We start from the raw sequence: 24,296 nt of genomic DNA on the forward strand, positions 1-24,296 counted from the left end.
TTTCGCATCCTTCCTTGGCCACTGCTTGCAGTGGCCCTTTTTATGGGGGCGACACAGGGTCGGTGTGCGGGGTGGCAAGCCAGGAAAGGCTCCAGCCGTGCCACAGCGCCGGCTCGTGTACCAGGCGCTCCTTGAACGCCTTGCTCTGCTGCTTGAGGCGGTACTCGAGGCGCAGCGCCTCGGGTTTGCCGGGGACTTCCTGCTGCCATACCAGGGAGAGGGGTCCCTTGCCGCGCAGGGCTCTGGCCCCCTTGCCGCTCTGGTGCTGACGCAGTCGCCGCTCGGGATCCGTGCTGATCCCCGCATAGAGTGCCCCGGTGCCGGTGCGCACCAGATAGACAAACCAGCGGGAGGGAGTGGGGGTGGCGAGGGTCACGAGGTGCGCCACCTGGCCCGCTGGCGCCCAAGCCGGTGCAGGGGCAGCAGGCTCACCAGCAGGCCGGCCCAGACGAAGGCAAAGCCCACGGATTTCACCGGATCCGGGATCTCGCCAAACCAGAAGAGGGCGAGCAGGAAGGCGAGGCTCGGCTCTATGTATTGCAACAGCCCCACCGTGCTCATGGGCGTGCGCGCCACCGCATAGCAGAACAGCCCCACCGGCAGCAGGGTGGCGGGGGCACTGCCCATCAGCAGCAGGCGATCGGTCCAGTCACCGGCCATAAACTGGCTGGTGCCCTGCAAGGTCAGCCAGCCGATGATTAGAAGGGCGACGGGCAACTGCACCAGGGACTCCAGATAGAGGCTGGTTCCGGCGTCCAGTCTCACCTTCTTCTTGATGAGGCCGTAGAGGGCGAAGTTGGCCCCCATCACGAGGGAGAACCAGGGCAGCTTGCCGTAGGAGAAGAGCATGTAGGCGAGCCCCGCCAGGGCGAGCGCCACCGCCAGGTGTTTTTGCGGGGTGAGCTTCTCTTTGAGGAAGAGCACCGCAAAAGCGATGTTGAAGAGCGGGGTCATGAAGAAGGCGAGGCTGGTGGCCAGCACCTGGCCCGTGGTCAGGCACCAGGTGAACATGCACCAGCTGATGGACATCACGGGGCCCGCCAGCAGCACAAGGCCGAGCTGCCGGGGATCGCCGCGCAGGGGCCCCCAGGGCACCCGCTGGCCGAGGAGCAGAAGCAGGCCTCCCAGCAGCACCACGGACCAGAGCACCCGGTGGGAGAGCAGTTCCCACATGTTGATCTCGGGCATGAACTGGTAATAGAGGGGCAGCATGCCCCACAGCACGAATGAGAGGGCTGCGCTGCCGGTGCCCATCCAGTTCTTCATCTCTCTCCGTTTATTAAACTAAACAATGGCGGCTGCATGATAAGTATCCGCCGCCTCTTTCACAAGCGGGAGCGGGGAGAAAACTCTGGTACTATCGGGCCCATGAACCGACTCGATCCCCTGTTTGAACAGATCCGGGCCTGCCGCCTGTGCGAGGCCCACCTGCCGCTCGGCCCAAGGCCGGTGATCCGCGGCAACGAGCGCGCCCGTCTGCTCATCATCGGCCAGGCCCCCGGCACCCGGGTACACGCCAGCGGCATCCCCTGGGACGATCCCTCCGGCGATCGGCTGCGCTTGTGGCTCGGGGTGGACAAGGCCACCTTTTACGATGAGTCCCGCATCGCCATCATGCCCATGGGGCTCTGTTACCCCGGCAGGGGCAAGTCGGGGGATCTGCCGCCGCGCCCGGAATGTGCCCCCACCTGGCACGACAAGGTACTGATGCTGCTGCCCAACATCGAGCTGACCCTGCTCATCGGCCAGTATGCGCAGGCTTACTACCTGAGGGCGGCGGCGAAAGGATCGCTCACCGAGACGGTGCGACACTGGGCGGACTATGGCCCAGCCTGGTTGCCGCTGCCGCACCCGTCCCCGCGCAATACCCTCTGGCTCAGGAAGAACCCCTGGTTCGAGCAGGCGGTGATCCCCCATCTGCAGCAGAGGGTCGCCCCCCTGCTTGACCCGGCAGGCTAGAGCGCCGGCTCGGCCTGGGGCTTGGGCTTGCTGCGGGCCATGGCGACCAGCGGCAGTATGATGCACAGGCACCCCAGCAGCAGCGGCAGCCCCGGCTGTTCGTCAAACAGCCAGACCCCGATGGCGACCGCCATCAGCAGCCCGGTGTACTCCGCCGAGGCGATCTTGCTCGCCTCCGCCTTGCGGTAGGCCATCACGCACAGCCCCGCGTAGACCATGATGAGCGCCGAGGAGCCGAAGGCGGGCCACCACATCTGCCATTGCCACTCGCCCCCTTCCCACCAGGCCAGCGCCAGGATGAAGGGCATGCTCAGCACATTGGTGAAAAACAGGGTCTGGGCGATGGGCTGCTGGAGCGGGATGCGCTTGATCAGCAGGTTGTTGACCGCCAGGGAGAGCGCCACCCCGAGCGCCGCCAGGGCGGCCCAGTTTACCTCGGTCGGGCGCAGCACGATGAGCACCCCGACGAAGCCGAGCAGCGCCGTCAGCACCTTCTGGCGCGAGAGTGCCTCCCCCGCCAGCCAGACCGCGAGCGGCACCATCAGCAGCGGGGCGGCATAGAAGAGGGCGTTGGCGGTGGCGAGCGGCAGTCGGGTGAGGGCGACCACCATCAGGCAGACGCCGACGGCCCAGATGTGGGCCCGCAGCAGGTGCCACTTGAGGGCTACCGGCGGGTTGCGCCGCCAGGACCAGAGCAGCCAGGGGGCGAGCAGCAGGGCTGCGGAGAGCTGGCGGAAAAAGACAAACTGGAAAATGGGCTGGTCCGGCTCCAGCACCTTGACCAGGGCATCGGAGAAGACCGCCACCATGTTGCCGAGCACCAGATAGAGGATGCCTATCCCGACTGCATTCATACCACCTCCAGATTCAGATGAGGGGAGGGTAGCCCGCGGCCTGTTATCCAGTAAAATGATAAAAAATCATCACGCATGAGAAATTTGGATAATGAAGCTGCCCCCCCTGCGCGCCGTTCAATATTTCGAGGTGGTTGCCCGCCTGCTGAGTTTTTCCCGCGCCGCCCTGGAGCTCAATGTCAGCCAGAGTGCGGTCAGTCACCAGATCCGTCTGCTGGAGGATTTTCTGGGGGAGCGGCTGCTGCTGCGCCAGGGGCGGCTGCTCTCCCTGACGCCCCAGGGGGAGATCTATTTCGAGGGGATCGCCGCCGGGCTGGTCCAGATTGCCCAGAGCAGCGAGCAGTTGCGCGGTGGAGGCGAGATGCGGGTGCGGCTCGCGGTCTACAGCTCCTTTGCGGTGAAGTGGCTGATCCCGCGCCTGGCCGGGCTGCGCCAGCTCTATCCCGAGCTGGATCTCAGCCTGGAGATGGTGGCGGAAGATCCCGAGCTCTCCGACAGGGTGGCGGACGGTTTCATCACCGTCTCCCCCGAAGGGCCGGGCTACATGCACGATCTGCTCTATCGGGAGCGGCTGATGCCGGTGTGCAGTCGCCGGATGTGGCAGCAGGTGGAAGGGGAGTGGCCCGCCACCCTGTGGCAGTTGCCGCTGCTCTCCATCCAGGCTATCTACCGCGAGAAGGGAGAAGATTGGCGGCGCTGGGCCGAAATGGGGGGACTGACCATTCCCCCCGAGGCGAGGGTGCACCATTTCAGCCATATCCTGCTCGCGCTGGAGGCGGCGAACTGGGACCAGGGAATGGCGCTCATCAATGACTACATGTTGCAGCCGGAGGATCCGCGTCTGGTGCGGTTGCCCCTGCACGCCCTCGAGACCGGCGACAACTTCTATTTCGTCTTCAAGCGCTCGCGCGCCCATGAACCCGCCATCAGCCGGTTGCGTCAGTGGCTGTGGCAGGAGTCGCAGGCGAGCCTGAGACCCGGGGAAAACGAGCCTCTCAGGCGCGTCTGAACGGGCTGGATGCCCTATGCAGAATGGACGGCGCAGCCCACGACGCAGGAGTCTGATTCGGAAGGCCTGATGGCACTGGCGAGACCAGGGCCATCAGGAGCGGGTCAGGTACGCTTGAACTGGCTCAGTACAAAGAGGGTGGTGGCGCAGACTACGACCGAGGGACCGGCCGGGGTGTCCTGATACCAGGAGAGGGCAAGGCCCCCCAGCACGGCGAGACAGCCTGTCAGGGCGGCAAAGCCGGCCATCTGCTCCGGAGTCTGGCTGAAGCGGCGGGCGGTGGCGGCGGGAATGATCAGCAAGGAGGTGATGATGAGCGCCCCGACGAACTTCATCGCCACGGCGATGACCAGGCCTATCAGCAGCATCAGCACGCAGCGCAGCACATCTACCCGCACCCCTTCCACCCGGGCCAGCTCTTCCGAGATGGTCATGGAGAGCAGGGGATCCCAGAGCCGCCACAGGGTGAGCAGCACCAGGGCGCCGCCGCCGTAGATCCAGAGCAGGTCCATGGGCTGCACCGAGAGCAGGTCGCCAAACAGGTAGGCCATCAGATCCACCCGCACGTTGTCCATGAAGCTCAGGGTGACCAGACCCAGCGACAGGGCGCTGTGGGCCAGAATGCCGAGCAGGGTGTCGGTGGCCACCTGCTGGTTGCGGCTCATGATGACCAGCAGCATCGCCATGGCGAGGCAGCAGACCACGACCGCCAGGGTGAGGTCCACCTGCAGCAGGATGCCGAGGGCGATGCCGAAGAGGCAGGCATGGGAGAGGGTGTCGCCAAAATAGGCCATCTTGCGCCACACCACGAAGCTGCCCAGCGGCCCGGCCAGCAGGGCGATGCCGAGTCCGGCCGCGAGGGCGTATAACAGAAAGCTGTCCACGTGAAGATCCTAGTTGTTGCGAGAGGGCAGGCGGATGACGGGAGCCTGCGGTTCATGATGATGGTGTTCGCCATCGCAGTGGTGATGGTGGGTATAGACCGCCAGCACCTCCCGCTCCGGTCGCCCGAACAGGCGGGCAAATTCCGGGTGGCGGGCCACGCTCTGTGGCTCGCCGTGGCAGCAGACGTGGCGATTGAGGCAGATCACCTCGTGAGTGCTGGCCATCACCAGGTGCAGATCGTGGGAGACCATCAGCACGGCGCAGTGGAACTCGGCGGCCAGCTGGCTGATGAGGGCATAGAGCTCGATCTGGCCCGTGATATCTACCCCTTGCACCGGTTCGTCCAGCACCAGTAGCTCGGGCTTGACCAGCAGGGCGCGGGCCAGCAGTACCCGCTGCATCTCGCCACCGGAGAGCTTCTGCATCCGGTTGTCCAGCAGATCCTGGGCACCGACCCGATTGAGGGCCTCCTCGATGGAGAGGCGGCTGTTCTTGCCAAGCTGCAGGAAGCGGCGCACCGTCAGGGGGAGGGTGGGGTCCAGATAGAGGCGCTGGGGTACATAGCCGACCCGCAGATCGCGGCGGCGGACGATGTCCCCCGAATCTGGGCGGAGCAAGCCCAGCACCAGCTTGCTCAGAGTGCTCTTGCCCGCCCCGTTGGGGCCGACCAGGGTGGTGATTTTGCCTTTGTTCAGGGTAAAGGAGACCTTGTCGAGCACGAGTCGTCCGTCAAATGAGAGACAGACCTCTTTCAGCTCCACCAGTTGGGTCATGACAGCTCCGGGGTTTACAGCCTGTGAGAGTTATAATATAACAGCGATGTTGGTTTGTTATATTATCACACACATACTCCCTGACGAGATCTCTATGCGAATTCTTGCTCTGATCACTGCCCTGATGGCGGTGAGTCTGCCTGTCCGTGCCCTCGAGGTGCTGACCACCATCAAACCCCTGGGCTTCATCGCGGCGGCGATCACCGATGGCGTGAGCGAGCCCGGGGTGCTGCTGCCCACCGGCGCGTCGCCCCACGATTTTTCCCTGCGCCCTTCCGATATTCGCAGCATCAACGAGGCCGATCTGGTGGTGTGGGTCGGTCCGGAGCTGGAAGGCTTCATGGCCAAACCCCTTGCCCGGCATCCTCATGTATTGACCCTGACCCAGGTTCCCGGCATGTCGCTGTACAACTATGCGACCCAGGGGGAGCATGACGATCATCACCATGATGACAAGGATCATGACCATGCCGCCCATGACCACGGCTCGCACGACGAGGGCCATGAAGGGCACCACCACGAAGGGGTGGATCCCCACATCTGGCTGGGTCCAACCCAGGCCAAGGTGATTGCCAAGGCGATTGCAACCGAACTGGGCAAGCTGGACCCTGCCAACCAGGCGCGCTATGCCGCCAATCTCGCGGCCTTCGAGGGCAAGGTGAACGCCCTGGACAAGGTGATCGCCGTGCAGATGGAGGCGGTGGATCAGAAGGGCTACTTCGTGTTCCACGAAGCCTATGGATACTGGGAGCGTCACTACGGCATGAGCTCCAAGGGACACTTCACCGTGAGTCCGGAGCGTCGCCCGGGAGCCAAGACGCTGATTGATATCCGCAAGGCGCTGGAAGAGAAAAAGGCGAGCTGCATCTACGCCGAGCCGCAGTTCTCCCCGGCGGTGATCGAGTCGGTTGCCCGCAATACCGGGGCCAAGGTGCTGCTGCTGGACGAAGTCGGCGAGCAGGTGCCGCTCGGTCCGGACGGTTATCCGCAATTCATGCAGCAGTTGGCGGATGCCTTCGCCCAGTGCCGCTAGGCCTTGCCCGACATTGACGATAGAGGCGGCGCGGCCAACTATACTGACCTCCAGCATCTGATATGGAGTGTCAGTCATGAAATGGTTGCTCGTCTCTGCCTGCACGCTGACCCTGCTGGGATCCGGCATACAGGCATCCGGTCTTTCCGAACACATCGCCAGCCCGGAACTCAGGGCAAAAATGCAGGCGGTCTATGGCGCCAGAGCGATCCAGCGGTCCGAGGCCTTCTCTCGGCTGCTGACGCCAAGGGCCGGAACGACGGACCAGCAGAAGCTGGAGTTGGTGAACAACTACTTCAACAACCTGACCTACAGCGAGGATCCCAGACTGTGGGGGGATGATGATTATTGGGCCAATCCGCTGGAGTTCATCGGGGCGAGAGGGGGGGATTGCGAGGACTACAGCATCGCCAAGTACTACACCCTGATGGAGCTGGGGGTCGACGAGAAGAAACTGCGGCTGGCCTATGTGAAGGCACTCCGTTACAACCAGTTCCACATGGTGACGTTGTACTTCCCGACCATCAAGTCAGATCCCCTGGTGCTGGACAACATCAATGGCCGCATCTTGCCGGGGAGCAAGCGCAATGATCTGCAGCCGGTTTACAGTTTCGATGCCAAAAGCATCTGGATCATGAAATCCCGCCGCGAAGGAACCCTGGCGGGGAGCGCCGATCGCCTGGCCCAGTGGACCTCGATGCAGAGCCGCTTCTCCAGCGAGCATTTGCGCTCCCCCCGTCGCCAGCTATAACTTGTCCGCCGCCTTCAACTCCTCGAAATATTTTGCCGCGCCCGGATGCTGTTCGACACTCAGCACCGGGCCTATCTTGTTGCGCGCCTTGTGAAACAGGTTCGCATAGCCATAGGTCTGTTCGTTGAAACTGGTTTGCTGGCTCAGCATGGCCCGGGTCAGCCGATAGACCTCGTCATTCGGGGTGGCGGCATTGGTCACCAGGGTGGCCGCGATGGCGAAGGTCGGGGTTGCCTTGAGGTTGCCCGGGTAGATGCGTGCCGGCACCTGGCTGCGCTGATAATACCTGACCCCCTTGAGCAGCTGGTCCCTAACGGGCCCCTCGATCGCCAGGAAGCGCACGTCGCAGCGCTTGGCGGTGTCGAGCACGATGCGGTTGGGATGGCCCATGACGAGGCCATAAGCATCGATCTGTTTACTGCACAGTGCTTCGGAGAGATTGGCGACGCTCTTCAAATCGAGATCCTGCTCCTTTGCACCCAGAGCATTGAACAGGGCCAATGCCGTTTGCCGAGTCCCTGAACTCTTCAGGCCCATGTCGATGGGGGCCAGCTTTAGCTGCTCCAGGGTGGTGATATCTCCATCCGCTCGCACCACTATGGTGAAGGGCTCTGCGTGGGTGGCAAAGAGAGCCCTCAGCTCGGGTTGTGGCTGGGAAACGAAAGGCCCGGTGCCCTGGCTGGCCTGATATAGCCAGTCTGACTGGACGAGGGCATAGGGGACCTCTCCCGCTTTCAGCTGGCGGAGATTTTCGATGGACCCGGAGCTGGCCTGCAGTTTGCAGGGCATCGTGGGGTCACTTTTTTTGGCCAGTCTGCAGAACTCCTTGATGACCTGGTAATAGATGCCTTGCTCCCCCCCGGTGCCTATGGTCATGGTGGTCGCGTACAGGGTCGGTTGCCACAGCAGGGCAAGCAGCAGCAGCGGGATCCTCATGATGCATTCTCCTGAGTGGCATAACCATCGATGCCCCAACTGCGCAGCATGTCCACATCGCTCACGTCGCCGGCTTCCGCCAGCAAGGTGTAGCCGGAAGCATGGAGGCATTGGGAGAGCAGGTTCCAATAAAGGGGGGACTGGGTGAGCTGGCAACTGATGAAGACGGGTCTGATGGGGTCGAGTCTGGCCAGATTGTCGTTGTTCATCGGGATGTTGCTGAACGCCAGCTCAATCCCCTGGGACTGGAGTGCAGTCAGTCGCTCCTCGGCCAGGGGGGGGAAGATAGCCAGATCCCAGCGCCAGTCCAGCGTCTTGCCACGAGCGCTGGCCAGCACGGGGGCAAACTGCGCCCAGTCTGGATGGCCGAGCAGGCTGAGAGGCAGTTGGAGCCCTTCCGCCTTCTGGGTCAGCCAGTCGTTGAGCAGCGCCCGAATTTCATCCGGCGAGCTGTCCGTGGTGGGGGGGTGCTTGGGTAACAGGCGGCTGTAGAGCCTGATACTCCCCTGAGTGGAGAAGAAATGCTGCTGATAGGTGTTGCCATCGGTGTCGACCAGACCAACGAGCTTCTGGTGGGTCGGGAGGGCGTCGTGCTTGCCAAGCTGGGTGATCTTCAGCCGTTGTTGCAGCAGGTCCCGTTTGCGTTCGGAGACCAGCTGGTTGATGGAGACGACGACTTCCTGCAATTCGCGAAGCCACGGGGTTGGCAGGTTGCCGCTGAACTGGCGTTTGCGGATCCGGGTCAGCTGCAGACTGATCTGTTCGAGGGGGCGTAGCAGGCGGCGGCACACCCAGGTGATCACCAGACTGAACACCAGCAGGCCGGCGAGCAGCGCAAGTCCGGTACGACTGATGGCGTTCCACAGATGCTGGTAGGCGTAACCCTTGTGTCCCTCGAGCGTGAGGGTACCGAGAATGCGCCAGCCGTCGGTCAACTCCTGCTCAATCTTGACCGGTGGCATGTCGATAACTGAGGGGAGCCAGCCTGGAATATTTTGCTGTGCGGTCTGGAACACCTTCTGGAACAGCACCTGGCCATCCGGATCCAGCAGGACGACGGAGTTGACGAAGCCTCCGTCGAACATGGCGTTCACTATGGTCTCGGCAAGGACCTTGTCATCGTTGAGCAGAGTGCCCTGCAGCACCAGCCCCAGTGCGGTGATGGCGGTTTCAAGGTTGGCCGACATCTGGTCGAGAATAGACTGTCGTACCGTCGTGATCTCCAGCACGAGCAGCAGCGCGGCGCCGATGGTGAAGAGGATTAGGATGATTACATTTAACAATTTTGCCAATGACATACCCACTCCATGGAGATGTTTTTGCAACATTTTCTGGGCCGGAGAGCACCACAACCGGACTTGGTTCTTAAAAATAGAAAAAAATGGCTGAAAATGACGATCATTTCTGCCCATGCTGGAAGGTTATGCATAAAATGTGAGTTTCGTGCATGGAGCTATGAACTTTTTGTAAGTATTTAGGTCTAAAAGCCAGATATTCGGTTTTCATAATAAAAACTCATAAAAACAGACCCACAACCACCACCCTTAGATCTAATAACAGGATAGCGGATGAAACGTCTCCGTCCCTTGGTAGCTCAGGCTGCCAATTGGGAACCCCCGGTTCCCCGCAAGCATTTCTATGCCATGCTATTGCTCACGGCCATGACGCTGTCAGCGGTAGCCGTATTGCCAGCTCCAGGTGACATCCTGGAGCGGCCACTGCGTCTGGAGTTGCCGATCGCCACCACGGGCACAGCAACCAACGAAGACAACACCGACTTCAACGACATCCCGGATCACGAGCTGGTCGAGTCAGCCGCTCCCGAAGACGACATCCCGGCCGATGCCACGCCTCAATGGCAGGATTACCGGGTGCGCAACGGCGAGAATCTGACCACCATCTTCAACAACCTGGGGCTGTCCACCACCACCCTCTACAAGGTGTTGGATGCGGATGCCAAGAACAACCTGGCGCGTCTCAAACCCGGTCAGACCATCGAGTTGCTGATCGATCAGGACAACATTCTGCAGCAGCTGAAGATCCGCCTGAACATCAAGCAGACCCTGGTGCTGGAGCGTACCGACGACACCTATAGCGCCAACATGCTCAATGAAGAGGTGGAGTGGCAGCAGAAGAGCTATGACGGTGTCATCAACGGCAGCTTCTACGTCAGCGCCCGCAATGCCGGTATCCCGGCCAACCACATCCAGAAGATTGCCAACCTGTTCCAGTGGCGCCTCAACTTCGCCAAGGATTTGAAAAAGGGTGACAAATTCAAGGTGCTGGTCCGTCAGGAGACGGTCGACGGCAAGAGTACGGGCAATACCCAGTTGCTGGGGGTCGAGGTGTTCAGTCAGGGCAAGGCCGTGTCAGCCTGGTTGTCGGAAGATGGCAACTATTATGACGGTCAGGCAAACAGCCTGGAGCGCGGCTTCCGCCGTTATCCGACTCACAGCCGTTATCGGGTCAGCTCCAGTTTCAACCCGAATCGCCGTCATCCCATTACCGGGCAGGTCCGGCCCCATGAGGGGACCGACTTTGCCCTGCCGGTAGGCACGCCCATCATGGCGACCGGTGACGGTGTGGTCCTCAAGGCAACCAGCCACCCGCTGGCAGGCACCTATGTCGTGATCAAGCACGGCCGTACCCTGATGACCCGTTATCTGCACCTGAGCAAGCTGCTGGTCAAGCCGGGCCAGAAGGTGAAGATGGGTGACAAGATTGCCCTCTCCGGCAACACGGGCCGTTCCACCGGTGCTCACCTGCACTACGAAGTACGCATCAACAACCGGCCGGTGGATCCCATGAAGATCAAGCTGCCGATGGCGGAGCCGCTCTCCGGCAAGGACAAGCGTCAGTTCCTCGCCAAGGTGAAGAGCTACCGCAAAGAGATGGAGGCGGGCTGAACGGCGCCCTCCTGACGAAAAAGGCCCCGCCAACTGGCGGGGCCTTTTCATTGCAGAACGGCTTCAATAACCCTTGTCAAAGTCGATCCGGCCGTCCAGCTGCTGACCATCAATGAAGCGGATGTAGTTGCGGATGAAGATCTGGGCTACATCTTCCGGGAAGCTGTAGGCGCTGTTGTGGGGCGTCACGATGAGATTGGGCTGGTGCCAGAGTGGGCTGTCAGCGGGCAGGGGTTCCTGCTCGAACACATCTAGCACCGCCATGGCGGGTTTGCCGGCTTGCAGTGCCGCCAGCAGGTCCCCCTCATGGACGGCATTGCCCCTGCCGACGTTGAAGAAGATGGCGCCCGGTTTGCAGTGGCTGAAGCGTTCGGCGGTGAAGAGATGGCGTGTCTCTCGGGTGGCGGGCAGTACGCTGACGATGACATCGGCCTGGGCCAGCATCTTGTTGAGTGCCGGCAACTGGTACACCTGATCGAACCCGGCACGTTCACGGCCACTGTGGCTGATGCCGAGCACCCTCATGCCAAAATGCTTGCCGGTGTGGGCGATATGCTGCCCGATGCTGCCGGTGCCGAGCAGCAGCAGCGTCTTTCCCTTCAAGCCCTGGTAGGGATGGCTCTGCCAGACGCCCTGTTGCTGCTGCTCGCGATAGAGTGGCAACTGGCGGGTCAGGCTGAGCAGATGGCCGAACACATACTCGCTCATCAAGGGGCCGAAGATGCCGCGGACATTGGTGAGCAGGTAGTCGCGGCGGCAACTGGCGTCCAGCAGCACATCGACCCCGGCATAAGTCGACTGGAGCCAGCTGAGCTTGCCGGCCTTGGCCAGCAGCGGCTTGGCCCGGGCAGGCTCGGCCATCAGGATATGAGCGTCACCGATAAGCTGTTCGGCCTCGGCCTGATTGTCGGCCCGAAGAATGTGCAGATGGGGAAGATGGGCCGCCTTGAGCAGGCGTTCATAGTGGCTGTTGTCCTGACTCAACAGCAGCAGGGTACGTTGGCTCATACTCTTGTTCCTTATCGTGTTTATGGCAAGGCGAGAGGGATGCTGTCTCCATCTTACCCCAGTTGATCGGGCAAGATAGTCGAGCAGGGCGCTTTTTCATTTTTAGACGGGGCCCTCGTGGGCTACAATCTGCCCCACATTTTGCAAAGGATCCGACTCCAGTGTTTGGTGACAAGTTTTATAAGCGACTGGCCGAGCTGCAGCCCTGGCAGCAAACCGTCTATACCCTGGCGCTGGCAGAGCGCATGTACCCCAACTATGTGCTCTTTACCCAGGCTTCCGGTTTCGGGGATGCGAGGGCATTCCGTCACGCGCTGGATCAGATGTGGAACTACCTGACGGTCAAGGGATCCCGCGTCAATCTTGGTGCCATTCTGGAAGCGTTTGAAGTCTACATTCCCGATCCCCGCAAGTTTGAATCCTACGGCGCCTATCCGGCACTGGACGCCTGCGTGGCGCTGGGTTGTGCCTACAACTCGGTGATCTGCCGGGTGGGGGAAGAGGCCAACGACGCCAGCCATGCGTCTGTCGGCACGGTCGCCGGCTTCATCGAGATGCTGGAAGAGCGGGATCTCAGCGATGATGAGCTCTATGAGCACGAGTACATGGAGGCGGAGTTGGAGTTCCAGGTCGAACTGCTCAAACGGGTGGCCCATGAACGGGACAGCGACCGCATCCTTGCCATCCGCGCCTTCGCGGCCCAGGACGGCGTCTCCAACATCGGCATCAGCCTGGAGGCGTAACGCCATCGCGTACTGCCCATAAAAAAAGCTCCCGGTCGGGAGCTTTTTTTATGGCCGCGGTTCAGGCCCGCTCTTCGGTCAGGGGGCTGACACTCAGCACGGGGGCGGCATCGATGCCGTCGGCATTCATCATGGCGGAGATGCGTTGCAGGGATGAGAGCAACAACCCCTGCTCCCAGTTTTCCAGCGCCTGAAAGCGTTGAATGAAACTCTCCTGCAAGGGGGTCGGAGCCTGGGCAAGCAGGGCGCGTCCCGCGTCAGTGAGCGTCGCATGCACCTTGCGTTTGTCGGTTTCGCTGCGAATGCGCTGCACCAGCTGGCGGCTCTCCAGCCGGTCCATGATGGTGGTGGCGGTGGCCTGGCTCATGTTGGTGTGATCCGCCAGCTGGCGCATGGAGATCTGGCCAAGCTCGTCGATCCCCTTGAGCAGCAGGAGCTGGGGCGAGGTCAGGCCGGCCTCCTTGATCAAGCGCTTGGAGTGCATGTCGATGGCACGGATGATCTGGCGCAGGGCGATCAGCACTTCATCATGTTTTTCCATGGGGTCTGGGTCATCGCAGGGCTGTGGAGAGGCGCGAAATTCTCCGCCTAATCCATAACAAGGTCAATATGGTTTTTGATGTAATGGTTTTAGCTCTAATGAATATTGTGTTAGGTTATCGGACAATTGCCCCATTCCAACCCGATATTTGAGGAGTGAAATCATGCATGACGACCTGGATATCAAGTCCCTGGTTGCCGACCTGCGTGTGGTCAGAGTTCGCTATGAACTGCCGGATACCGCGGCGTTTGTGCGTTATCAACCTGCCTATGACGAGGACCCCAACAACCTCAAGGTACACCACTACGATGGTGAGCTGCCGCTCTCTTGCAGCAACACAGGTTCTTTCAGTCTAAAGGAGTTGGTCAATGAGTTGCGCTATGCCTATGTGCTGGTTCACCTCTTCCCCGACGAGAGTGCCATGAACTTTTATCTGGCGGGTCTGGACAATGGACTGGCACAGCTCGAGTTCATCGGTGGCTCCTATGACTTCAACCGCCTCTGGATCACCAGCGGTGTCTCCAATCTGGGGGTGCCGATGGCTATCTTCCTTGGCAAACGCCACGCAGTGAACGGTCAGCCGTCGGTGACCCTGGTGGATCACCGTGAGCAGGTGGCAGGTCGTCTGGCCTATCGCGCCATCGGCGGTGCCGGCGATCACGTGGGTGAAGACTTTTTCAACAACGACTAAGGAGGCCCGATGCGAGCAACCAAAGGGCTTTTGAAAGGCCTCAATCCCACCATGGCCATGACGGCCCTCACCGTCGTGACCCTCTTCCTGCTGTTCGGCGTCTTTGATCCGGATACCGCAGGCACCTGGTTTACCGGGGCCAAGGACACCATCATTGCTGGCTTCAAGTGGTATTACATCCTGGTGGTCGCCCTGTTCCTGTTCTTCGCCGTCTACCTGATGTTCAGCCGCTTTGGCAGCATCCGGCTGGGCGACGACGACCAGGTACCGGAGTTTGGCTACTTTGCCTGGTTCTCCATGCTGTTCAGCGCAGGCATGGGCATAGGCCTGGTGTTCTGGAGCATCGCCGAGCCCATGTATCACCTTCAGGGCAACCCCTTCATCACCGAAGGCATGACGCCGGAAGCGGCCCAGATCGCCATGCGCCTCACCTTCTTCCACTGGGGTCTGCACCCCTGGGCCATCTATGTGATCGTCGGCCTGTCGCTGGCCTTCTTCAGCTACCGGCGCAAGTTGCCGCTGGCCATCCGCTCCGTGCTCTATCCCATTCTTGGCGATCGCATCTACGGCTTCTGGGGCCATGCCGCCGACGTGCTGGCGGTGTTCGGTACCGTGTTCGGGGTGGCGACCTCCCTTGGGCTGGGGGTCTCCCAGATGAACACCGGCCTCAACCAGATGTTCGGCATGGGCGTGTCACAAGCGAACCAGCTCTGGCTCATCGGTGGCATCAGCCTGATTGCCACCCTGTCGGCCATCTCCGGTGTCGGGCGCGGGGTGAAGATCCTCTCCGAACTCAATATCTGGTTGAGCGTGTTCGTGCTGGGCCTCTTCCTGGTGCTGGGGCCGACCACCTACATCCTCAACGCCTATGTGCAGAACATCGGTGATTACCTGCAGAACATCGTCAAGCTGAGCTTCTGGACCAATACCGAAGCCAACGGTACCTCGGCCTGGCAGTCCAGCTGGACCGCGTTCTACTGGGGCTGGTGGATTGCGTGGGCCCCCTTTGTCGGCATGTTCATCGCCCGCATCTCCAAGGGGCGCACGATCCGTGAATTCGTGCTCGGTGTCCTGCTGGTGCCCTCCCTGCTCGGCATGCTCTGGCTCACCGTGTTTGGCGGGACTGCCATGAACCTGGAGCTGTTCGGTGGCGGCGGCGTAGTGGAAGCGGTCAATCAGGATGTCACCATGGCGCTCTACAAGACGGTGGAACTGCTGCACTGGGAGACCTTCGGCTGGATTGCCAAGGGGGTGCTGACCCTGCTTATCTGCACCTACTTCATCACCTCCAGCGACTCGGGCACGCTCGTGATTACGACGCTGCTCTCCATCGGCGATCAGGATCCCCCGGTGCTGCACCGCGCCATCTGGGGGCTGGGCCAGGGGCTGGTCGCGGCCATTCTGCTGGTCTCCGGCGGACTTGCCGCCCTGCAGGCCGCCAGCATCATCGCCGCGCTGCCCTTCTCGGTCATCATGCTGGCCATGTGCTACTCCCTGATGCAGGGGCTGAAACAGGAGAGCCAGCACCAGTTCGAATACAGGCAGAAGCTCAAGCGCCATCCGGGGTCGGTCAATCTGAGCCTGATGGATCGCATCGGTCCGGGCTGATGACAGGTTCGGTCAAACGAAAGGGGAACCTCGCGGTTCCCCTTTTTCATGCCTGTTCGGCGGTCGTTAGCTACAGCATCTGCTTGAGTCGATAGAGCAGGTCAAGGGCCTGTCGCGGGGTCAGCTCGTCCGGGCGTACTGCTGCCAGCTCCTCCACCACAGGATGGGGTTGCGGGGCGAGAGTGACCGGAGCCGGACGGCTTTCGCCGGCGGCCACCGGAGTGGCACTCTCCAGCTCGTGCAGCTTGTGGCGGGCCTGGTGGATCACCGATTTCGGCACCCCGGCCAGCGCCGCTACCTGCAGGCCGTAGGAGCGGCTGGCCGCACCTTCCTGCACCGCGTGCATGAAGGCGATGGTGTCGCCGTGCTCCACCGCATCCAGGTGGACGTTGGCCAGCCCGCTCATCAGCTCGGGTAGGCGGGTCAGCTCGAAGTAGTGGGTGGCAAACAGGGTGTAGGCGCCAATCTTGCTCGCCAGCTGCTCGGCGCAGGCCCAGGCCAGGGAGAGGCCGTCGTAGGTGCTGGTGCCGCGGCCAATCTCGTCCATCAGCACCAGACTGCGGGCGGTGGCGTTGTTGAGGATATTGGCGGTTTCGGTCATCTCCACCATAAAGGTGGAGCGGCCGGAGGCGAGATCATCCGACGCTCCGATGCGGGTGAAGATGCGGTCGATGGGGCCGATGCGGGCGCTGTCGGCGGGCACGAATGCGCCGATATGGGCCAGCAGCACGATGAGTGCGGTCTGGCGCATGTAAGTGGATTTACCGCCCATGTTGGGGCCGGTGATGATCAGCATCCGCCGCTCCCGCTCCAGCCGTATCGGGTTGGCGATAAAGGGGTCGGTCATCACCTGCTCCACCACCGGATGGCGGCCCGCCTCGATGATGATCTGATCCTCGTTGATGAGGGTGGGGCAGCGATAGTCGAGGGTCTCTGCCCGCTCGGCCAGGTTGGCCAGCACGTCCAGCTCCGCCAGTGCGGCAGCAGACTCCTGCAGATCGCCGAGGTGGGGCAGCAGGGCGTCGAGCAGCTCTTCGTAGAGACGTTTTTCCAGCGCCAGCGCCTGTGCCTGGGCGGTGAGCACCTTGTCCTCGTACTTCTTCAGCTCATCGATGATGTAGCGCTCGTTGTTTTTCAGCGTCTGGCGGCGGATGTAGTGGGCCGGCACCAGGTGGCTGTTGGCGCGGCTCACCTCGATATAGAAGCCGTGCACCTTGTTGTAGCCCACCTTGAGGGTGTTGATGCCGGTGAGCGCCTTCTCCCGCTCCTCAATGCGGGCCAGGCTGGCGGTGGCGCCATTGGCCAGATCCCGCAGCTCGTCCAGCTCCTGATTGAACCCTTCACGGATGACGCCGCCATCGCGGATGAGCACCGGCGGCACCTCCATCACGGCACGCTCCAGCAGGTCGAACAGCTCGGGGAAGGTGCTCGCCCGCTCGCGCAGCTGCTGCACCGCCTCGTGCTCGCTCTCCGCCAGCAGACGCTGCAACTCGGGCAGCTGAGCAAAAGCCTGCCGCAATCGGGTCAGATCGCGCGGGCGGGCCGAGCGCAGGGCGAGGCGGGCCAGCACCCGCTCCACATCGCCGACCTGGCGCAGCAATCCGCCCAGCTCGTCATAGAGGTTCTGCTCGATGAGCTCCTTGATGGTGCTCTGGCGACCTTTGAGGATCACCCGATCGCGGATCGGCTGGTGGATCCAGCGCTTGAGCAGGCGGCTGCCCATCGGCGTGGCGGTGCAATCGAGCACGGCGGAGAGGGTATTGTCGTGACCGCCGGCCAGATTCTGGGTCAGCTCCAGATTGCGGCGGGTGGCGGCATCCATGATGACCGCATGGTCGGGCTGCTCCAGGCGCACGCTGCGAATGTGGGGCAGGGCGGTGCGCTGGGTGTCTTTCACGTACTGCATCAGGCAGCCGGCGGCGCACAGGGCGGTCTCGCTCTGCTCGACCCCAAAGCCCACCAGATCCTGGGTGCCGAACTGCTGGCACAAGAGCTTGCGGGCGGTGCCGAGCTCGAACTCCCACTCCGGGCGGCGGCGCAGACCGCGGCGACCCTCGACATGGTGCAGGAAGGCGAACGATTCGGGGTAGAGCAGCTCCGCCGGATTGGTGCGTTGCAGCTCCGCCAGCAGGGTCTCTTCTTTCTCGAACTGGTTGATGAAGAAGCGTCCGGAGCCGATGTCCATGGTGCCGTAACCGAAGCGGCGGCCATCGTGGTAGACGGCGGCGATCAGGTTGTCCTGCCGCTCGCTGAGCAGCGCCTCGTCGGAGACGGTACCCGGGGTGATGATGCGAATGACCTTGCGTTCCACCGGCCCCTTGCTGGTGGCGGGATCCCCCACCTGCTCGCAGATGGCGGCCGATTCGCCGAGCTGTACCAGCTTGGCGAGATACCCCTCGATGGCGTGATAGGGCACCCCGGCCATCGGGATGGGGCTGCCGGCCGACTGGCCGCGCTTGGTCAGGGAGATGTCGAGCAGCTGGGAGGCCTTGCGGGCGTCGTCGTAGAAGAGCTCGTAGAAGTCGCCCATGCGATAAAACAGCAGGATCTCCGGGTTCTCGGCCTTGAGGGTCAGATACTGCTGCATCATGGGGGTGTGGGCGCTCAAGTTGGCGCCTGGCGCTTGGTATTGTGCTGTCATGTGCTATTCCAGAAGGTGCTCTTGCGGGCAAACGTCTGCCGTCATGGGTCTGAATCTGGGGGCCATTCTACATGCTCGAGGCAAGATGGTGAGGAGGAATCTCCGTCTTGGGGGCAAAGCCGGCGTCCCGTCGCGGATCTGTGCATCCGGCTGATGCTGACCAGAGTGGCCTGGGGGGAGCCTGGCCGAGAAGAGGCATGGGGGAGGAGAAATAGCATCCCCGCACGGATGCGGGGATGGGAGAGACGGGGAGAGTGTCGCTCTCAGTACATGGCTTCGTCGCCGCTCAGCATCTCGTGCAGTTTGGCTTTCTGCTCGGGCGTCAGCACCCGGCTCACCTCGAACAGGTAGTGGGCGCGATGGTAGCGGGCCTCGGCCTGTACGTCGCTGATGGTCTGCAACTGCTTTCTCGCCGCCACTTCATCCCATTTGCCGGACTTGATCATGTTGACGATGACGTCCTGGCCGATTGCGTCGAGCTTGATTGAGCCCAGCTCCCTGGTGGCCTGCTCGCGCAGCCCCTTGATCTGCTCCACCTGGGCGCTGGAGAGGTTCAGCTCCTGGGCCAGGGTGGTCTCGCTCTGCAGCTCGGCGGTACCCTCGGTGGCAAAGGCATGGGTGGCGATACACATTGCGAGGGCTGTCATGGCGACGTTGAACGGATGCTTCATCCGGCTTTCTCCTTGGTCTGATGGGATGGAAACCGCATGCATGGCGGTGTTGGAACATGATAACGAGCAGCCATGTACTGGAGCTTAAGCGACGACAACTTGCTGACGCAGTGGCCCCGGGGTCGGTTGCCCGAGGAGCGGGGCAACTGCATAATGAGCGCCATATTTCGCCTGGAAGAGGCCGGAAGAGGACGCGATGATGGGACTTGAAGCAGAGATCTCCCGCTTATCCCGGGAATTGGGCGAGGCACTGCTGACCAGAGGCTGGCTGGCCGCCACGGCGGAATCCTGCACCGGCGGCGGGGTTGCCACTGCCATCACGGATACTGCCGGCAGCTCTGCCTGGTTCGATCGCGGTTTCGTGACCTACACCAACGAAGCCAAACAGCAGATGCTCGGCGTCAGCATCGACAGCCTGTTGCGCCACGGCGCCGTCAGCGAACCCGTGGTGCTGGAGATGACCCGGGGCTGCCTGGCCCGCTCCGATGCGGGTATCTGCGTGGCCATCAGCGGTATCGCCGGGCCTGGTGGTGGCAGCGAGGAGAAACCGGTCGGCACTGTCTGGTTTGCCTGGGCAGATCGTACCGGTCGTCACCACTCCCTGCTTGCCCGTTTCGATGGGGATCGCCATCAGGTGCGCCAGCAGGCGGTCAGACAGGCCTTGTCCGGACTCCTGGCACTGCTCAAATAAATTGGGCTTGATACTGTATGCATAAACAGTATACTTAGCCCAACTTCACTTCTTACTCACGATTCCCAGCGGAGATTGGCATGGATCAGAACAAACAGAAGGCACTGGCGGCTGCGCTGGGCCAGATCGAAAAGCAGTTTGGCAAAGGCTCCATCATGCGTCTGGGCGACAGCAAGACCATGGATATCGAAGCCATCTCCACCGGCTCTCTCTCTCTGGACGTGGCGCTGGGGATCGGTGGTCTGCCGTGCGGTCGTATCGTCGAGATCTACGGTCCGGAATCCTCCGGTAAAACCACGCTGACCCTGCAGGTGATCGCCGAAGCCCAGAAGAAGGGCAAGACCTGTGCCTTCGTCGATGCGGAGCACGCACTGGATCCTATCTATGCCGCCAAGCTGGGCGTCAACGTTGACGACCTGCTCATCTCCCAGCCGGATACCGGTGAACAGGCACTGGAGATTTGCGACATGCTGGTGCGCTCCAATGCCGTCGACGTCATCATCGTCGACTCCGTGGCGGCCCTGACCCCGAAAGCGGAAATCGAAGGCGAAATGGGTGACTCCCACGTCGGCCTGCAGGCTCGTCTGATGTCCCAGGCGCTGCGTAAATTGACCGCCAACATCAAGAACGCCAACTGCCTGTGCATCTTCATCAACCAGATCCGGATGAAGATTGGTGTCATGTTCGGCAGCCCGGAGACCACCACCGGTGGTAACGCTCTGAAGTTTTACGCCTCCGTGCGCCTTGACATCCGTCGTACCGGCGCCATCAAGGAAGGGGACGAGGTGGTCGGCAACGAAACCCGCGTCAAGGTCGTCAAGAACAAGGTGGCGCCACCCTTCAAGCAGGCTGAGTTCCAGATCTTCTATGGTGCCGGTATCTCCAAGGAGGGCGAGCTGGTGGATCTCGGCGTCAAGCACAAGCTGATCGACAAGGCGGGGGCCTGGTACAGCTACAACGGCGAAAAGATCGGCCAGGGCAAAGCCAACGTGATGAAGCTCTTCTCCGAAAACAAGGCACTGGCTGCCGAGGTGGAAGTGAAGCTGCGCGAGCTGCTGCTCTCCGGCGCCGCGCCGGTGGAAGAGAAGGCCACGGCTGCAGAATACGACGAGTTTGAAGCCGAAAACGAACAAGAGTTCGAATAAGGAATGAGGAAAGGCCGGGTTGATACCCGGCCTTGTTGTTTATGGTGGATGAATCAGTGAACGAAACGGGCGAGCCCGTCGAATTGACCTTTGAAGAGCTGGTCGCCGCCGCCCGCGCCTTTGCCATGCGCAGTCTTGCTCGCCGCGAAAGTGCGGAGTCCGAGCTGGCCAGACGCCTGCGTCAGAAGGGATTCGAGGAGGAGGTGGTCGCCGTTGTACTCGACCATTGCCGTGGCTATGGCTGGGTCAATGACGATCGTTACGGTGCCATGGCGGTGCGTGCTGGTGCGGCCAAAGGCCATGGTCCGCTCAGGATCCGCTTCGACCTGCGCCGCAAGGGGCTGGATGACACCCAGATCGAGGCGGCCCTGGATCAACCCGAGCTTGATTGGTTCGAACTGGCGCTTGCGTTGTTGTCGCGTCGGGCAAAGGCGACCGACCTTGCCGACTTCAAACTGCGCATGAAGTGGCTCAAATATCTGATGGGGCGTGGTTTTACCCAGGAACAAGCCCGTTACGCCCTCTCAGCCATGCAAGGTGAGCAATAGTGGCGCGCCGAGGTTGAACACCTATAGCAACTGGCGTGCGGTGCGGCTGGTGGGGAATATCAGCCCTTCGCCGGGTCTGTCGATGGCGGCCCTGTGGTCGAGCGAGGCATCCTGAAGCCGCCCTGTTGTGACGTCCTTGCGGGTGCTGCTGCCAAGCGCTGGCCCCTTGGGGGCTATTTCACCCGCCAAGGGTCCCCACGTTTTACTTTACCTTGCAGAAAACTTACATTAATGCGGTTAAAAGTCCGTATTCGAATCAAGCAGGATTTTCCATGTACATGTCCACGTCAGAGATTCGCGCTGCGTTTCTCGAGTATTTCCGCACCCAGGGGCACCAGGTTGTCTCTTCCAGCTCGCTGGTACCGCACAACGATCCGACCCTGCTGTTCACCAACGCAGGGATGAACCAGTTCAAGGACGTGTTCCTTGGCGCCGACAAGCGTGCCTATCACCGTGCCACCACGGCCCAGCGTTGCGTGCGGGCTGGCGGCAAGCACAATGACCTGGAAAACGTCGGCTATACCGCCCGTCACCATACCTTCTTCGAGATGCTGGGCAACTTCAGCTTCGGTGACTACTTCAAACAGGACGCCATCCGGTTTGCATGGGAATTCCTGACCGGTACCCTCAAGCTGCCCAAAGAGCGCCTGCTGGTGACCGTCTACGCGACTGACGACGAAGCCTTCGACATCTGGGAAAAAGAGGTCGGCGTGCCGGCCGATCGCATCGTGCGCATCGGTGACAACAAGGGTGCTCCTTATGCATCCGACAACTTCTGGGCCATGGGCGATACCGGCCCATGTGGTCCCTGCACCGAGATCTTCTACGACCACGGCGATCACATATGGGGTGGCCCTCCCGGTTCACCGGAAGAGGATGGCGACCGCTTCATCGAGATCTGGAACGTGGTTTTCATGCAGTTCAACCGTCAGGCTGACGGCACCATGGAGCCGCTGCCCCGTCCGTCCGTGGATACCGGCATGGGTCTGGAGCGTATCTCCGCCATCATGCAGGGGGTGCACTCCAACTATGAGATCGACATCTTCCAGGCGTTGATCAAGAAGGCGGCCGAGATTGTCGGCACCACGGATCTGAGCAACCAGTCCCTGCGCGTCATCGCGGACCACATCCGTTCCTGCGCCTTCCTGGTGGCTGACGGTGTCATGCCCTCCAATGAAGGTCGCGGCTACGTGCTGCGCCGCATCATCCGCCGCGCCGTGCGTCACGGCCGCAAGCTGGGTGCTACCGACGTCTTCTTCTACAAGCTGGCTGCCGAGCTGGCCGTGCAGATGAAGGATGTGGCGGCAGAACTGATCGCCCAGCTGCCGCTGGTCGAGCGAGTGTTGCGCATCGAGGAGGAGCAATTCGTCCGCACGTTGGACAGAGGTCTGCTGCTGCTGGAAGACGTCCTGGCCAACCTCGGTGATGCCAAGGTTATCCCGGGTGAAGTGGTGTTCAAGCTCTATGACACTTACGGCTTCCCGGCCGACCTGACCGCCGACGTGGTGCGCGAGCGCGAGATCGGCATCGACGAAGAGGGCTTCAAGGCCGAGATGGAGAAGCAGCGCGCCCGCGCGAAAGAGGCTTCCAGTTTCGGCGTGAACTACAACGACGTGCTGAAGCTCGATTTCGAGACCCCCTTTACCGGTTACAAGCAGCTGAGCCAGAACACCCAGGTGGTCGGTATCTACAAGGATGGTGTCGAGGTCAATGGCCTCATCGCCGGTGAAGAGGCAGTGATCGTGCTGGCGGAGACCCCCTTCTATGCGGAGTCCGGCGGTCAGGTGGGTGACAGCGGCATCCTCAAGGTGGATGACGGCATCTTCGCCGTCACCGACACCCAGAAAGCGGGCAAGGCGATCATCCACAAGGGCTATCTGGAACTGGGTACCCTGGAGAAGGGAGCCGAGGTCGAGGCCGTGGTCGATGGCGACCGTCGTCAGGCCATCGCCCTTAACCACTCCGTGACTCACCTGCTGCACGCGGCCTTGCGCCAGGCGCTGGGTGAGCATGTGACCCAGAAAGGATCCCTGGTGGGCGCCGAGCGCATGCGCTTCGACTTCTCCCACTTCGAAGGGCTGACCATGGCGACCATTCGCCGGATCGAGGAGCTCGTCAACGCCCAGATCCGTGCCAACCACGAGGTGGCCACCCAGCTGATGGGGCTGGAAGAGGCCAAGTCAGCCGGTGCCATGGCGCTGTTTGGCGAGAAATATGAAGACGATGTGCGCGTGGTACGCATGGGCGACTACTCCACCGAGCTGTGTGGCGGTACTCACGCCAAGCGCACCGGTGATATCGGCTTCTTCAAGATCATCGCCGAGAGCGGCATCGCGGCTGGCGTGCGCCGTATCGAAGCGGTCACCGGCAAGAGCGCCATCGATCTGATGCACCAGCTGGGTGAACAGATCGAAGAGGCCGCCGCGCTGGTGAAGGGCGATCAGTTCTCCATCGCCGACAAGGTTCGCCAGGTACTGGACAAGGCCAAGATGATGGAGCGCGAGCTGGAACAGCTCAAGGCCAAGCTGGCGGCGCAGGCGGGTAACGACCTGCTGAGTCAGGTCATCGACATCAATGGCCAGAAGGTGCTGGTTGCCGCCCTGGAAGGGGTCGACCCCAAATCCCTGCGCGGCATGCTGGACGAGCTGAAGAACCAGATGAAATCCGGTGTCGTGCTGCTGGCAACCAGCAGTGATGGCAAGGTCAACCTGATCGCGGGCGTGACCAATGACCTGACCGGCAAGGTCAAAGCTGGTGAGCTGGTCAATCTGGTGGCCCAGCAGGTGGGTGGCAAGGGCGGTGGTCGTCCCGACATGGCACAGGCGGGTGGTACCCAGCCTGAGGCGGTGCCGGCGGCGCTGCAATCCGTTCACTCCTGGCTGGAAGAGCGCCTGTAAGCGGGC

General features: G+C 61.7%; 24 protein-coding genes. 12 read left to right on the forward strand and 12 right to left on the reverse strand.

Annotated features, from left to right (window positions below):
- Window positions 1–40 precede the first annotated feature (40 nt).
- Together AB5Y51_RS05005 and rarD are read right to left on the reverse strand one after the other, a co-directional pair.
- Window positions 41–376, reverse strand: coding sequence for a GIY-YIG nuclease family protein (locus tag AB5Y51_RS05005; protein WP_045523126.1), 336 nt, complete (start codon window positions 374–376; stop codon window positions 41–43).
- Window positions 373–1,266: an EamA family transporter RarD gene (gene rarD / locus AB5Y51_RS05010; protein ID WP_183149261.1), complete on the reverse strand. Its 894-nt coding sequence runs from the start codon at window positions 1,264–1,266 to the stop codon at window positions 373–375. The genes AB5Y51_RS05005 and rarD overlap by 4 nt, the downstream gene beginning before the upstream one ends.
- A 102-nt stretch (window positions 1,267–1,368) precedes the next feature.
- Between rarD and AB5Y51_RS05015 the strand changes: the two genes are divergently transcribed.
- Window positions 1,369–1,959: a uracil-DNA glycosylase family protein gene (locus AB5Y51_RS05015; protein ID WP_010672800.1), complete on the forward strand. Its 591-nt coding sequence runs from the start codon at window positions 1,369–1,371 to the stop codon at window positions 1,957–1,959.
- On the opposite strand, the gene AB5Y51_RS05020 is transcribed toward AB5Y51_RS05015, so the two are convergent.
- Window positions 1,956–2,813 carry a DMT family transporter gene (locus tag AB5Y51_RS05020; protein ID WP_010672801.1) on the reverse strand — a complete coding sequence of 286 codons (858 nt, stop codon included), beginning with the start codon at window positions 2,811–2,813 and terminating at the stop codon, window positions 1,956–1,958. The genes AB5Y51_RS05015 and AB5Y51_RS05020 overlap by 4 nt on opposite strands.
- Before the next feature lie 91 nt (window positions 2,814–2,904).
- Between AB5Y51_RS05020 and AB5Y51_RS05025 the strand changes: the two genes are divergently transcribed.
- A complete protein-coding gene (locus tag AB5Y51_RS05025) occupies window positions 2,905–3,822 on the forward strand; it encodes a LysR substrate-binding domain-containing protein (RefSeq protein ID WP_042014956.1) in 918 nt (305 codons plus the stop codon).
- A 104-nt stretch (window positions 3,823–3,926) separates the two neighbouring features.
- On the opposite strand, the gene znuB is transcribed toward AB5Y51_RS05025, so the two are convergent.
- A complete protein-coding gene (gene znuB, locus AB5Y51_RS05030; protein WP_010672803.1) occupies window positions 3,927–4,706 on the reverse strand; it encodes a zinc ABC transporter permease subunit ZnuB in 780 nt (259 codons plus the stop codon).
- A 9-nt stretch (window positions 4,707–4,715) separates the two neighbouring features.
- Window positions 4,716–5,480, reverse strand: a complete 765-nt coding sequence (znuC, locus tag AB5Y51_RS05035; protein ID WP_010672804.1) for a zinc ABC transporter ATP-binding protein ZnuC — start codon at window positions 5,478–5,480, stop codon at window positions 4,716–4,718.
- 94 nt (window positions 5,481–5,574) lie between these two features.
- Between znuC and znuA the strand changes: the two genes are divergently transcribed.
- Together znuA and AB5Y51_RS05045 are read left to right on the forward strand one after the other, a co-directional pair.
- Complete coding sequence (gene znuA / locus AB5Y51_RS05040) at window positions 5,575–6,513, forward strand: zinc ABC transporter substrate-binding protein ZnuA (protein WP_010672805.1); 939 nt, start codon at window positions 5,575–5,577, stop codon at window positions 6,511–6,513.
- A 76-nt stretch (window positions 6,514–6,589) separates the two neighbouring features.
- A complete protein-coding gene (locus AB5Y51_RS05045; protein WP_182935190.1) occupies window positions 6,590–7,264 on the forward strand; it encodes a transglutaminase-like cysteine peptidase in 675 nt (224 codons plus the stop codon).
- On the opposite strand, the gene AB5Y51_RS05050 is transcribed toward AB5Y51_RS05045, so the two are convergent.
- Together AB5Y51_RS05050 and AB5Y51_RS05055 are read right to left on the reverse strand one after the other, a co-directional pair.
- On the reverse strand, window positions 7,259–8,200 hold the full coding sequence (locus AB5Y51_RS05050; protein ID WP_183149262.1) for a TAXI family TRAP transporter solute-binding subunit: 942 nt from the start codon (window positions 8,198–8,200) through the stop codon (window positions 7,259–7,261). The genes AB5Y51_RS05045 and AB5Y51_RS05050 overlap by 6 nt on opposite strands.
- On the reverse strand, window positions 8,197–9,498 hold the full coding sequence (locus AB5Y51_RS05055; RefSeq protein WP_368178123.1) for a LapD/MoxY N-terminal periplasmic domain-containing protein: 1,302 nt from the start codon (window positions 9,496–9,498) through the stop codon (window positions 8,197–8,199). The genes AB5Y51_RS05050 and AB5Y51_RS05055 overlap by 4 nt, the downstream gene beginning before the upstream one ends.
- 270 nt (window positions 9,499–9,768) lie before the next feature.
- On the opposite strand from AB5Y51_RS05055, the gene mepM reads away from it, so the two are divergent.
- Window positions 9,769–11,106, forward strand: coding sequence for a murein DD-endopeptidase MepM (gene mepM / locus AB5Y51_RS05060; protein ID WP_041212320.1), 1,338 nt, complete (start codon window positions 9,769–9,771; stop codon window positions 11,104–11,106).
- Between the two features lie 63 nt (window positions 11,107–11,169).
- On the opposite strand, the gene AB5Y51_RS05065 is transcribed toward mepM, so the two are convergent.
- The gene (locus AB5Y51_RS05065; protein WP_039039728.1) at window positions 11,170–12,114 is read right to left on the reverse strand and encodes a D-2-hydroxyacid dehydrogenase; all 945 of its coding nucleotides are present in this window, start codon (window positions 12,112–12,114) and stop codon (window positions 11,170–11,172) included.
- A 161-nt stretch (window positions 12,115–12,275) separates the two neighbouring features.
- On the opposite strand from AB5Y51_RS05065, the gene AB5Y51_RS05070 reads away from it, so the two are divergent.
- A complete protein-coding gene (locus tag AB5Y51_RS05070; protein WP_010672811.1) occupies window positions 12,276–12,857 on the forward strand; it encodes a YjaG family protein in 582 nt (193 codons plus the stop codon).
- A 61-nt stretch (window positions 12,858–12,918) separates the two neighbouring features.
- Here AB5Y51_RS05070 and AB5Y51_RS05075 read toward each other — a convergent pair whose 3' ends face one another.
- Window positions 12,919–13,398, reverse strand: coding sequence for a MarR family winged helix-turn-helix transcriptional regulator (locus tag AB5Y51_RS05075; protein WP_010672813.1), 480 nt, complete (start codon window positions 13,396–13,398; stop codon window positions 12,919–12,921).
- A 163-nt stretch (window positions 13,399–13,561) separates the two neighbouring features.
- Between AB5Y51_RS05075 and AB5Y51_RS05080 the strand changes: the two genes are divergently transcribed.
- Complete coding sequence (locus tag AB5Y51_RS05080; RefSeq protein WP_010672814.1) at window positions 13,562–14,089, forward strand: hypothetical protein; 528 nt, start codon at window positions 13,562–13,564, stop codon at window positions 14,087–14,089.
- A gap of 9 nt (window positions 14,090–14,098) precedes the next feature.
- Complete coding sequence (locus tag AB5Y51_RS05085; protein WP_010672815.1) at window positions 14,099–15,697, forward strand: BCCT family transporter; 1,599 nt, start codon at window positions 14,099–14,101, stop codon at window positions 15,695–15,697.
- Between the two features lie 70 nt (window positions 15,698–15,767).
- Here the strand turns inward: AB5Y51_RS05085 and mutS are convergent, their stop codons facing one another.
- The gene (mutS, locus tag AB5Y51_RS05090) at window positions 15,768–18,338 is read right to left on the reverse strand and encodes a DNA mismatch repair protein MutS (protein WP_368178124.1); all 2,571 of its coding nucleotides are present in this window, start codon (window positions 18,336–18,338) and stop codon (window positions 15,768–15,770) included.
- 263 nt (window positions 18,339–18,601) lie between these two features.
- The gene (locus AB5Y51_RS05095; protein WP_010672817.1) at window positions 18,602–19,009 is read right to left on the reverse strand and encodes a Spy/CpxP family protein refolding chaperone; all 408 of its coding nucleotides are present in this window, start codon (window positions 19,007–19,009) and stop codon (window positions 18,602–18,604) included.
- Window positions 19,010–19,208: 199 nt separating this feature from the next.
- On the opposite strand from AB5Y51_RS05095, the gene pncC reads away from it, so the two are divergent.
- The 3 genes from pncC (at window position 19,209) to AB5Y51_RS05110 (ending at window position 21,393) form a co-directional block, all read left to right on the forward strand.
- The gene (gene pncC / locus AB5Y51_RS05100) at window positions 19,209–19,700 is read left to right on the forward strand and encodes a nicotinamide-nucleotide amidase (protein WP_368178149.1); all 492 of its coding nucleotides are present in this window, start codon (window positions 19,209–19,211) and stop codon (window positions 19,698–19,700) included.
- 80 nt (window positions 19,701–19,780) lie between these two features.
- Window positions 19,781–20,845 carry a recombinase RecA gene (gene recA, locus AB5Y51_RS05105; protein ID WP_010672819.1) on the forward strand — a complete coding sequence of 355 codons (1,065 nt, stop codon included), beginning with the start codon at window positions 19,781–19,783 and terminating at the stop codon, window positions 20,843–20,845.
- Window positions 20,846–20,886: 41 nt separating this feature from the next.
- The gene (locus AB5Y51_RS05110) at window positions 20,887–21,393 is read left to right on the forward strand and encodes a regulatory protein RecX (RefSeq protein ID WP_041212324.1); all 507 of its coding nucleotides are present in this window, start codon (window positions 20,887–20,889) and stop codon (window positions 21,391–21,393) included.
- A 21-nt stretch (window positions 21,394–21,414) separates the two neighbouring features.
- On the opposite strand, the gene AB5Y51_RS05115 is transcribed toward AB5Y51_RS05110, so the two are convergent.
- Window positions 21,415–21,582, reverse strand: coding sequence for a hypothetical protein (locus AB5Y51_RS05115; protein WP_368178125.1), 168 nt, complete (start codon window positions 21,580–21,582; stop codon window positions 21,415–21,417).
- 83 nt (window positions 21,583–21,665) lie between these two features.
- Between AB5Y51_RS05115 and alaS the strand changes: the two genes are divergently transcribed.
- Window positions 21,666–24,290: an alanine--tRNA ligase gene (gene alaS / locus AB5Y51_RS05120; protein WP_010672821.1), complete on the forward strand. Its 2,625-nt coding sequence runs from the start codon at window positions 21,666–21,668 to the stop codon at window positions 24,288–24,290.
- Window positions 24,291–24,296: the final 6 nt, after the last annotated feature.

Origin of the sequence: Aeromonas sp. R7-1, assembly GCF_040908115.1 — a bacterium.
In the GTDB taxonomy this organism is placed as follows: domain Bacteria; phylum Pseudomonadota; class Gammaproteobacteria; order Enterobacterales; family Aeromonadaceae; genus Aeromonas; species Aeromonas caviae.

Excerpts from the sequence above, each read along its gene's own strand:
- AB5Y51_RS05075 (WP_010672813.1), bottom strand. The coding sequence starts at position 13,398 with ATGGAAAAACATGATGAAGTGCTGATCGCCCTGCGCCAGATCATCCGT.
- mepM (WP_041212320.1), top strand. The coding sequence starts at position 9,769 with ATGAAACGTCTCCGTCCCTTGGTAGCTCAGGCTGCCAATTGGGAACCC.
- pncC (WP_368178149.1), top strand. The coding sequence starts at position 19,209 with ATGGGACTTGAAGCAGAGATCTCCCGCTTATCCCGGGAATTGGGCGAG.
- AB5Y51_RS05080 (WP_010672814.1), top strand. The coding sequence starts at position 13,562 with ATGCATGACGACCTGGATATCAAGTCCCTGGTTGCCGACCTGCGTGTG.
- AB5Y51_RS05065 (WP_039039728.1), bottom strand. The coding sequence starts at position 12,114 with ATGAGCCAACGTACCCTGCTGCTGTTGAGTCAGGACAACAGCCACTAT.
- AB5Y51_RS05025 (WP_042014956.1), top strand. The coding sequence starts at position 2,905 with ATGAAGCTGCCCCCCCTGCGCGCCGTTCAATATTTCGAGGTGGTTGCC.
- AB5Y51_RS05015 (WP_010672800.1), top strand. The coding sequence starts at position 1,369 with ATGAACCGACTCGATCCCCTGTTTGAACAGATCCGGGCCTGCCGCCTG.
- znuC (WP_010672804.1), bottom strand. The coding sequence starts at position 5,480 with ATGACCCAACTGGTGGAGCTGAAAGAGGTCTGTCTCTCATTTGACGGA.
- AB5Y51_RS05110 (WP_041212324.1), top strand. The coding sequence starts at position 20,887 with ATGGTGGATGAATCAGTGAACGAAACGGGCGAGCCCGTCGAATTGACC.
- mutS (WP_368178124.1), bottom strand. The coding sequence starts at position 18,338 with ATGACAGCACAATACCAAGCGCCAGGCGCCAACTTGAGCGCCCACACC.
- AB5Y51_RS05020 (WP_010672801.1), bottom strand. The coding sequence starts at position 2,813 with ATGAATGCAGTCGGGATAGGCATCCTCTATCTGGTGCTCGGCAACATG.
- znuA (WP_010672805.1), top strand. The coding sequence starts at position 5,575 with ATGCGAATTCTTGCTCTGATCACTGCCCTGATGGCGGTGAGTCTGCCT.
- AB5Y51_RS05055 (WP_368178123.1), bottom strand. The coding sequence starts at position 9,498 with ATGTCATTGGCAAAATTGTTAAATGTAATCATCCTAATCCTCTTCACC.
- AB5Y51_RS05095 (WP_010672817.1), bottom strand. The coding sequence starts at position 19,009 with ATGAAGCATCCGTTCAACGTCGCCATGACAGCCCTCGCAATGTGTATC.
- rarD (WP_183149261.1), bottom strand. The coding sequence starts at position 1,266 with ATGAAGAACTGGATGGGCACCGGCAGCGCAGCCCTCTCATTCGTGCTG.
- AB5Y51_RS05050 (WP_183149262.1), bottom strand. The coding sequence starts at position 8,200 with ATGAGGATCCCGCTGCTGCTGCTTGCCCTGCTGTGGCAACCGACCCTG.
- AB5Y51_RS05045 (WP_182935190.1), top strand. The coding sequence starts at position 6,590 with ATGAAATGGTTGCTCGTCTCTGCCTGCACGCTGACCCTGCTGGGATCC.
- AB5Y51_RS05085 (WP_010672815.1), top strand. The coding sequence starts at position 14,099 with ATGCGAGCAACCAAAGGGCTTTTGAAAGGCCTCAATCCCACCATGGCC.
- recA (WP_010672819.1), top strand. The coding sequence starts at position 19,781 with ATGGATCAGAACAAACAGAAGGCACTGGCGGCTGCGCTGGGCCAGATC.
- alaS (WP_010672821.1), top strand. The coding sequence starts at position 21,666 with ATGTACATGTCCACGTCAGAGATTCGCGCTGCGTTTCTCGAGTATTTC.